The sequence below is a fragment of the Polaromonas sp. P1_G4 genome (assembly GCF_056405475.1).
The window spans coordinates 1-8,783 of record NZ_JBFUCA010000145.1; the positions used below are offsets into that span (position 1 = coordinate 1).

At 61.6% G+C, this 8,783-nt stretch carries 10 protein-coding genes; 3 read left to right on the forward strand and 7 right to left on the reverse strand.

Annotation, left to right across the window (positions count from 1 at the left end; all coding sequences use genetic code 11):
- Nucleotides 1–97: 97 nt before the first annotated feature.
- The 3 genes from AC1D1X_RS09430 to guaB all read right to left on the reverse strand — a co-directional run bounded on the left by AC1D1X_RS09430 (nucleotide 98) and on the right by guaB (nucleotide 3,863).
- Nucleotides 98–682 (reverse strand): 2'-5' RNA ligase family protein, encoded by a 585-nt coding sequence (locus AC1D1X_RS09430; protein WP_477671642.1) that lies wholly within the window; start codon nucleotides 680–682, stop codon nucleotides 98–100.
- Nucleotides 683–702: 20 nt separating this feature from the next.
- Entirely contained in the window at nucleotides 703–2,322 is a 1,620-nt protein-coding gene (gene guaA / locus AC1D1X_RS09435; protein WP_477671643.1) for a glutamine-hydrolyzing GMP synthase, read from the reverse strand.
- A gap of 71 nt (nucleotides 2,323–2,393) precedes the next feature.
- Complete coding sequence (guaB, locus tag AC1D1X_RS09440; RefSeq protein WP_477649390.1) at nucleotides 2,394–3,863, reverse strand: IMP dehydrogenase; 1,470 nt, start codon at nucleotides 3,861–3,863, stop codon at nucleotides 2,394–2,396.
- 166 nt (nucleotides 3,864–4,029) lie between these two features.
- Here guaB and AC1D1X_RS09445 point away from each other — a divergent pair, with 166 nt between their 5' ends.
- On the forward strand, nucleotides 4,030–4,569 hold the full coding sequence (locus AC1D1X_RS09445; RefSeq protein WP_477698185.1) for a DUF4124 domain-containing protein: 540 nt from the start codon (nucleotides 4,030–4,032) through the stop codon (nucleotides 4,567–4,569).
- Between the two features lie 45 nt (nucleotides 4,570–4,614).
- Here AC1D1X_RS09445 and AC1D1X_RS09450 read toward each other — a convergent pair whose 3' ends face one another.
- Nucleotides 4,615–4,974, reverse strand: coding sequence for an RnfH family protein (locus AC1D1X_RS09450; protein ID WP_477671645.1), 360 nt, complete (start codon nucleotides 4,972–4,974; stop codon nucleotides 4,615–4,617).
- Nucleotides 4,961–5,407: a type II toxin-antitoxin system RatA family toxin gene (locus tag AC1D1X_RS09455; RefSeq protein WP_457282773.1), complete on the reverse strand. Its 447-nt coding sequence runs from the start codon at nucleotides 5,405–5,407 to the stop codon at nucleotides 4,961–4,963. The genes AC1D1X_RS09450 and AC1D1X_RS09455 overlap by 14 nt, the downstream gene beginning before the upstream one ends.
- Nucleotides 5,408–5,486: 79 nt before the next feature.
- On the opposite strand from AC1D1X_RS09455, the gene smpB reads away from it, so the two are divergent.
- Together smpB and AC1D1X_RS09465 are read left to right on the forward strand one after the other, a co-directional pair.
- Nucleotides 5,487–6,020: an SsrA-binding protein SmpB gene (smpB, locus tag AC1D1X_RS09460; RefSeq protein ID WP_457282772.1), complete on the forward strand. Its 534-nt coding sequence runs from the start codon at nucleotides 5,487–5,489 to the stop codon at nucleotides 6,018–6,020.
- 131 nt (nucleotides 6,021–6,151) lie between these two features.
- Nucleotides 6,152–6,526, forward strand: a complete 375-nt coding sequence (locus AC1D1X_RS09465; protein ID WP_477671646.1) for a COG4315 family predicted lipoprotein — start codon at nucleotides 6,152–6,154, stop codon at nucleotides 6,524–6,526.
- 9 nt (nucleotides 6,527–6,535) lie between these two features.
- On the opposite strand, the gene AC1D1X_RS09470 is transcribed toward AC1D1X_RS09465, so the two are convergent.
- Together AC1D1X_RS09470 and AC1D1X_RS09475 are read right to left on the reverse strand one after the other, a co-directional pair.
- Nucleotides 6,536–7,651: an enoyl-CoA hydratase/isomerase family protein gene (locus tag AC1D1X_RS09470; protein WP_477671647.1), complete on the reverse strand. Its 1,116-nt coding sequence runs from the start codon at nucleotides 7,649–7,651 to the stop codon at nucleotides 6,536–6,538.
- Entirely contained in the window at nucleotides 7,648–8,523 is an 876-nt protein-coding gene (locus AC1D1X_RS09475) for a DMT family transporter (protein WP_477671648.1), read from the reverse strand. Before AC1D1X_RS09475 ends, AC1D1X_RS09470 begins: the two co-directional genes overlap by 4 nt.
- Between the last annotated feature and the right edge of the window lie 260 nt (nucleotides 8,524–8,783).

Consider the following 8,783-nt stretch of genomic DNA (forward strand, 5'->3'; position numbering starts at 1 on the left):
TGGGGCGGCATGTACATGGGCTGAAGCATAGGCCAAAAAACGGATTTGGCGGCGGCTTGATCAGCCGGAAATTTCCCCGGAATCTGTTACCGCGGGCTCAGGGGCGCAATGGCCAGCGGGCCAGTGGAACGTGCAGCGTCTGGCCGATCAGGCTGCGCACAAGGACAAACTCGCCGGCCGTCCAGGTGATGGGCTCAACCGCTTGTTCGGCCACCGCGCGGTCGTCATAGAGCAAGGTGACATGGGGCGTGTAGGCCGGTTTCGCCCAGCGCCCCAGCCCAGCCTTGGTCATCTCAATGCCCAGCGCCCGCTGGAACGCCATCAGGTCGGCAAGGCCGGCGTCACCGCGCAGGACAAAAGGCCGGTTGCGCGGAGAACTGGCGAAACTCGTGGCCCGGTTAAAGGTGACAGAAAACGGTGCCGCCTTGACCGCTGCAGCGGCCCGGCTTGCCATCTCGACGACCCCCTGGGGCAGGCCGACGTAATCGCCCAGATGATGCAGCGTGATGTGAAAACGTTCGGTTTTCAGCGGCGTTCCATGCAGACCGTGTTCTGTGCGCAATTGCCGGGCACACTGCGCAATGCGCTCAGCGGTCTCAGCATCAGGAAAGAGCGCGAAAAACAGCCGGTCCGTCGGTGCCGGCGCATCGTCAAAGCCGGGTAATGCGGATTGCCCGGGCATGGCTCAGGCCTCCACTCCAGTCATTCCCACTCAATCGTCGCTGGCGGCTTGCTGCTGACGTCATAGGTCACGCGGTTGATGCCCCGCACTTCGTTGATGATGCGGCCCGAGACCTTTTTGAGCAACGCGTAGGGCAACTCGGCCCAGTCGGCCGTCATGAAGTCGCTGGTTTGCACCGCGCGCAGGGCCACCACGTAGTCGTAAGTCCGGCCGTCGCCCATCACGCCCACGCTTTTGACTGGCAGGAAGACGGTGAAGGCCTGGCTGGTGAGGTCGTACCAGGTTTTACCCGTCGCGGCATCCTTGAAGTTGCGCAGCTCTTCGATGAAGATTGCGTCGGCACGGCGCAGCAGGTCTGCATATTCTTTCTTGACTTCGCCCAGGATGCGCACGCCCAAGCCGGGGCCGGGRAACGGATGGCGGTACACCATGTCGTGCGGCAACCCAAGCGCGACGCCCAGCTCGCGGACTTCGTCCTTGAACAACTCGCGCAAAGGTTCGAGCAGCTTGAGACCCAGTTGCTCAGGCAGRCCGCCGACGTTGTGATGGCTCTTGATGGTGACGGCTTTTTTGCTTTTGGCGCCGCCGGATTCGATCACGTCGGGGTAAATCGTGCCCTGGGCCAGCCATTTGGCGCCCTTGTGGCCGCCGGTGCCGGCCTTGAGTCGGGCCGCTTCGGCCTTGAACACCTCAACGAACTCGCGGCCGATGATCTTGCGCTTGGCTTCGGGTTCGCTGACGCCTGCCAGGTGGCCGAGGAACTGGTCGCTTGCATCGACACGGATCACGTTGGCGTGCAGCTTGCCGACAAACATCTCCATGACCATGTCGCCCTCGTTCAGGCGAAGCAGGCCATGGTCGACGAACACGCAGGTCAGCTGGTCGCCGATAGCGCGGTGGATCAGCGCCGCAGCCACTGAGGAGTCAACACCACCGGAGAGGCCCAGAATGACCTCTTCGTCGCCCACTTGCGCGCGAATTTTCTCGACCGCCTCGCTGATGTAATCGCCCATGACCCAGTCCTGGCGGGTACCGCAAATATCGAGCACGAAGCGCTTGAGGATGGCGTTGCCCTGCTTGGTGTGGGTGACTTCGGGGTGGAACTGCACCGCGTAGAAACGGCGGTCTTCATCGGCCATGCCCGCAATGGGGCAGGAATCGGTGGAGGCCATGAGCTTGAAGCCCGGCGGCATTTCAGTGACCTTGTCGCCGTGGCTCATCCAGACATCGAGCATGCCCTGGCCTTCGGGCGTGGTGTAGTCGGCAATGTCTTTGAGCAGCGCCGTGTGGCCGCGGGCGCGCACGTCGGCGGAGCCGAATTCGCGCTTGTGGCCGCCTTCGACCTTACCGCCCAACTGGTGCGCCATGGCTTGCATGCCGTAGCAGATGCCCAGCACCGGCAAGCCCAACTCAAACACCGCTTGCGGTGCCTTATCGGTGGTTTCTTCGTAAATGCTGGCATGGCTGCCTGACAGGATGATGCCCTTGAGCGTGCCATCTTTGGCGTATTCGCGGACCCAGTCATCGCTGACGTCGCAGGGGTGGACTTCGCAGAACACGTGAGCATCGCGCACGCGGCGGGCAATCAGCTGGGTGACCTGGGAGCCGAAATCAAGAATGAGTATTTTCTGGTGCTGCATGAGGGTGTTAYTCCAAGGCAAAAAAAGAAAAAGGCGTCTGGTTCATCAGACGCCTCAGGCCGCTTTCAGGCTCAATCAGCCCGGTAGTTCGGCGCTTCCTTGGTAATCTGCACGTCGTGGACATGGCTTTCACGGATGCCTGCAGAAGTGATTTCCACGAACTCGGCCTTGTCACGCATGTCCTCGATGGTGGGACAACCGCAGTAGCCCATGCTGGCCCGCAGGCCGCCGGCCATCTGGAACACGATGGCGACCATGGAGCCTTTGTAGGGGACGCGGCCTTCAATGCCTTCGGGGACCAGCTTGTCGGCGTTCGGGTTGCCGGTGCTTGACTCCTGGAAGTAGCGGTCGGCGCTGCCTTGCTGCATGGCGCCTATGCTGCCCATGCCGCGGTAGCTCTTGTAGCTGCGGCCCTGGAACAGGATCACTTCACCCGGGGCTTCTTCAGTGCCGGCGAACATGCCGCCCATCATCACCGTGTTGGCGCCGGCCGCGATGGCCTTGGCGATGTCGCCGCTGTAGCGGATGCCGCCGTCGCCGATCAGCGGAACGCCGGTGCCGCGCAAAGCCGTGGCGACGTTGTCGATGGCCATGATCTGCGGCACGCCCACACCAGCAACGATGCGGGTGGTGCAAATGCTGCCGGGGCCGATGCCGACCTTGACGCCGTCAGCGCCGGCTTCCACCAGCGCCAGTGCCGCGGCGCCGGTGGCGATGTTGCCGCCAATCACATCAACTTGGGGATAGTTCTGCTTGACCCAGCGCACCCGGTCGAGCACGCCTTTGCTGTGGCCGTGGGCGGTGTCCACCACAATGGCGTCGACGCCGGCTTTGACCAGCGCCTCGACGCGTTCTTCGGTGCCCTCACCCACCCCGACAGCGGCACCCACGCGCAGCTTGCCGTGCAAGTCACGCGCGGCATTCGGAAAGGTGGTCTGTTTGGTGATGTCCTTGACGGTGATCAGGCCCTTGAGCTCGAAATCGTCGTTAATCAGCAGCACACGTTCGAGGCGGTGTTTGTTCAACAAGGCCTTGGCGTCGGCCAATGARGCGGTTTCAGAAATGGTGATCAGGCGCTCGCGCGGTGTCATGATGGTGCTGACCGGCACATCCATGCGGGATTCGAAGCGCATGTCGCGCCCGGTGACGATGCCGACGACCTTGCCCCCATCAATCACGGGAAAGCCGGAAATGCCGAGTTGCTCGCTGAGCGCCATGACCTGGCGCACGGTATGCGTGGGGGTGATGACCACCGGGTCGCGCAGCACGCCGCTTTCGTAACGCTTGACCTTTGCAACCTCGGCTGCCTGCTGCTGGGGCGTCAGGTTTTTGTGAACAATGCCGATGCCGCCTTCCTGCGCAATGGCAATGGCCAGCCGGGCTTCGGTGACCGTGTCCATGGCTGCCGACACAAGCGGCAGGTTCAGGCGGATATTTCGGGAGAACTGGGTGGAAAGTGAAGTGTCCTTGGGCAGGACCTGGGAGAACGCTGGCACCAACAATACGTCGTCGAAGGTGAGCGCTTTGCCGAGTAGGCGCATAGGGATGGCTCCAAAAATACGATTGTACCCTTGTCGTCACACGCCGTCGGTACTTACCCCTAGCAGCCCTTCACAGCCTTCGTCCCTGTCTGCCAAGTGGTTGTAAAAAAGCCGCTTTACCCGCCGGCCACACGAAAACCGGACAGCACAGCGCTACACTCACGAAATGCACTTCCAATCCGTTTTTCGCCCCCTCCTGCTGGCGCTCGCCTGCGGGTCATTTTCGCTGACAGCGTTCGCCCAATGGCAGTGGATCGATAAAGACGGGCGCAAGGTCTATAGCGACCGTTCGYCGCCCGCCGACATTCTGGAAAAAAACATCCTGAAGCGACCAGGTGGCATGGCGCGAACGGCAGCAGCCGCTGATCCCGCTCCCAGCGCAGCCGATCCGGCTGCCCCGGCAGCGTCTGCGCCAGCAGGTAAAGCCAGCGCGCCCAGACTGTTGTCCGGCAAGGACAAGGACCTTGAGGCCAAGAAGAAGCAGGCTGAGACAGAAGAAGCCGCCAAGAAGAAGGCCGAAGAAGAGAAAATAKCCAAAGCCAAGGCCGAAAATTGTGACAATGCAAAGCGCAACATGGCGACATTGCAATCGGGCGTACGCATCACTGCCGTCAATGGCAAAGGTGAACGGGAAGGTATGGACGATACGAAGCGCGCAGCCGAAGTCAAGCGCGTCCAGGAAGCCATTGATAGCAGCTGCAAATAACAAACAGCTTCTGCGGTGTTCGCCAAACATCGCTGGCGGCCACGGCTAGTATCCGGCTTTCGCCCCCGCTCTTTTTTTAGCGAACAGCCCCGCGCTTTTGGCGCCCTGCCGGCTGAAACGTTCGCGGCGCGCAACCTTTGGATCCACCCGAAGACCGCGGTAGACCTCAACCCTGTCATGGTCATGCAGCGCATGCCCCAAGGTGGTTTTACGGCCCCAGATACCGACGACCGGGCGGCCGCCCTGCTGCAACTCCGGGAATTCATCCAAAACCCCGGCCGCAGCAAGCGCCTGCGCCACCGTTGTGCCCGCTGCCAGCTCCAGCGCCCACTCGCGAACCTGCCGCGGCGCCGCTGAATAGACCAAGGTGACTTTGAGCGGCGCGCCGCCCTCAGGCTTCGCCATAGACGTCTTCAGCCCTTTTGACAAAGGCATCCACCAGGCTTCCCGCTATTTTTTCGAAAACGGGACCGACCAGTGCCGCCAGCGCGGCGTTGTCAAAGTCATAACGCAGCGTGAAGTCCACCTTGCAGGCTCTTTCATCGGCCTTGCCGACAGGCGTGAAATCCCAGTGGCCGTCGAGCTTTGAAAACGGGCCATCGACCAGTTTCAGGCTGACTTTCCGGTTTTTTTCGTGTGTATTGCGGGTAGTGAAGCTTTGCGTCAGCCCGGCCAACGAGATGCCGACCTTCGCTGTCATGCCGCGCGCATCTTCCTCCAGCACAGCGGCCTGGTCACACCAAGGGAGAAACTCGGGATACCTTGCGACATCAGTGACCAGCCCAAACATTTCGGCGGCGCTGTACCAGATTAAAACGGACTTGTGAACGGTTTTCATACAATCGAGGGCTGGGCGCAATTGTATTAGCCACTTCGCGGGCTCTGTACTTTTCAGATTTCGCCCTTACCTTTTATCCATGGCCACCAAAGAAGCATCCTCCTCCAAAAAAACGGCCGCAACGCCCTCTGCCAATCTCTCACCCAAGGCAGCGGCGGCCGCCGTGCGCATTGCCGACAATAAAAAAGCGCTTTTCAATTACCAGATTGAAGAGCGCTTTGAGGCGGGCATGGTGCTCGAAGGCTGGGAAGTGAAATCCCTGCGCGAAGGCAAGGTCCAGCTCACCGACGGCTATGTCGTCATTCGCAATGGCGAACTCTTCATCATCGGCTGCCAGATCAACCCGCTGGGCACGGCGTCTACCCACGTGCGCCCTGACTCGGTGCGCACCAAGAAGCTGTTGATGCACAAGGAAGAAATCCGCCGCCTGATCGGCAAGGTCGAGCAAAAGGGTTTCACCCTGGTGCCGCTGAACATGCACTGGAAAGCCGGCAAGGTGAAATGCGAGATCGGCCTGGCCAAGGGCAAGGGCGAACATGACAAGCGCGACACTATCAAGGACCGCGAAGGCAAGCGCGAGGTTGAGCGCGCGATGAAGTCGCGCAATCGCTAGGGCTTGCTCCAAAACGCGGCATCCGCCGCTTGCCCTTCTCCGGAAATCGTGGAAGTATGTTTCGAGTAAGCCCGGATTTGCCGGTGTTTATGCTTGTGCAGCCATCCGCTGTTATTCACCGGAGCTTTTCCATGAAATTCCTGACGACCGCCTTGTTGACCGCCGCCCTGCTGGGCGGCTGCGCTTCCACGACATCAAAACATCCCGCTACCGTCGCCGATGGCGTGCTGGTCGGGCCCAACGGCATGACGCTTTACACCTTCGACCGCGACACCGCCGGTAGCGGCAAGTCGGTCTGCAATAGCCAATGCGCGGCCAACTGGCCGCCCCTGGTGCCCACTGCGACAGCCCAGCCGCTGGGCGACTACACCATCATCACCCGTGATGATGGCAGCCGGCAGTGGGCGATAAAGGGCAAGCCGCTGTACTACTGGGTCAAGGACGCCAAGCCCGGGGACAAGACCGGCGACAACGTCATGAATGCCTGGCACGTCGCCCGTCCCTGAGCAAACGACTCAGAGCTCGCGCAGCGGGTGTTCGTCCGCTGTCCAGGGGCTGACAAAAAAAGCATCGGCCATGCCGGGCTTCACGTCTTCGATGCGCGCGGGCATCCACTGCGGCTTGTAGTCCTTGTCAACGGCCAGCGCACGTATGCCTTCGACGGTTTCGCTGGCCGCGCCCGGGCGCAGGTGAAAGCATTGGTACACCATGTCACGCTCCATGCGCAGGTCGCCGGCCAGTGTCATGGTGCGGGCACGGCGGATCTGCTCCAGTGTCACATGCAGCATCAGCGGCGAACGCTTGCGCAAGGTGGCGGCCGTCTTCAGCGCCCAGGGGTCGGTTGAAGCTTCCAGCGCATCCACGATGTGCTTGACCCTCGGCAAGGAAAAGTAGGCATCAAAATGGCCGGTAGCCAACAGAGGACGGGCGCAACCAGCTATCAATTCAGTAGCAATCCACTGCTCGGCCTCAGCGGCTGAAGCGAAAGTCCGGCTGCCCAGGGCGTCCCAAAGCGCCGGCAGGCGGGCGGCATCCAGCTTCACGTCGGCCAGGCCGTAGCCGATGGCGTCGTCCGCGCCAATCACATCACCCGTGAGTGCCAGGTACTCGCCGGCGTGGCCCGGGCAGCGGCTCAGGAAGTAGCCGCCGCCTACGTCCGGAAACAGGCCAATGTTTGTTTCCGGCATGGCCATCTTGGTGTGCTCGGTGACGATGCGCACCTTGGCGCCCTGGCTGATTCCCATACCGCCGCCCATGACCACGCCGTCCATAAAGGCGATGTAGGGCTTTGGATAGTTGTGAATCAGGTGGTTGAGGGCATATTCCTCGGTGAAGAAGTCCTCCAGCGCAGAATCGCCCGCGAAAACCGCCTGGTGGAAGAAGCGGATGTCGCCCCCCGCGCAAAAACCGCCGAAGAGGCTTTCGGGCGTGCCGGGCTGGCCCTTCTTGTTGGTGCCGCGTACCGCCACCACATGAACCTCAGGGTCGTCACGCCAGGCCAGCAAGGCGGCGGACAGGTCCCGGATCATGGCCAGCGACAGCGCATTGAGCGCCTTGGGGCGGTTCAGGGTGATGAGCCCGGCGCTGCCGCGCCGCTCGACCAGCACATCGTTTCTGCTGACGGTATTCATGCCCGCTGCCTCCATCCAACCAGTTCATTGACCACCAGCGCACCTATCACCAGCGCGCCGCCGGTCAGCACACTCGGGCCAGGTACTTCACCCGCGCCAAACCAGGCCAGCAAAATACCAAAAATCACTTCCAACAGCGCCAGCAGGGCGACTTCCGGCGCCTTGAGAACGCCGGCACACATCACCGACAGCACGCACGGGATGGCCAACTGAACCAGACCCAGCAAGGCCAGCAGGCCGACGTCATGTGGCGTGGCGGAAAACGGGAACGACAAGGGCAAKGTGGCCAACGTTGAGATCACCGCCCCCACCAGCACGGCAGGCACCAGGTCGATGTTCTTGCCGTGGGCACGGCTGTGCTGCACCACGGTCCAGTTGCTGGCGCTCGCCAGCGGCACCATCAAGGCGACCAGCGTTCCGCCCAGGTGACTGGAAAGGTCCATCTGCCCGCCGTACATCCAGGCAATACCGGCACCCGCCATGGCAATCGCCAGCCAGGTGCGGCCCGGAATACGGTGGCCGATAAACGCGCGCGCCAGCAAAGCCGTGATGAAAGGGCTGACCGCCATCGTCACCAGCACATTGGCCACCGTGGTGAGCGTCAGCGCCACCATGAAAGCCGTGAACATCACGCTCCAGCAGAAACCGGAAATCCAGAGCGCCGAGCCACCGTTGCGGATTTTGGTGAACACCGCCCTGCCCTGCCACAGCGGCAAGATCACCAGCAAAGAGACCACCGTGAAAAAGCTGCGCCAGAACGTGACCTCAAAACTGCGTGCCGACTCCAGGTGACGCGTGACCACACCCGCAATCGACCACATCAGGGTCACGAAAATCATCAGGACGACAGCTTTGGAATGCGTGAGTTTCATAGGCGTGCAATCAATTCAGGCTGTTATACGAATATAAAAAGTCAAAAAGGCCGCTGGAGCTTGCACACACAGCGGCCTGATTTCAAGCGATTCACCCCGCAGCCCGGCGAGTCCCAGACTCATCCCAGCAGGGGCCGCGGAACCGGCTTTGCCGGGCCGCAGGCGCAACGGCCCCCTCGGGGGGCAGCGCATTACACGACGTGAAAAGCGTGGGGGCTCTGCAAGACCTGCCTGCGCGCTTGCGATCGCTCTCTTTGAGG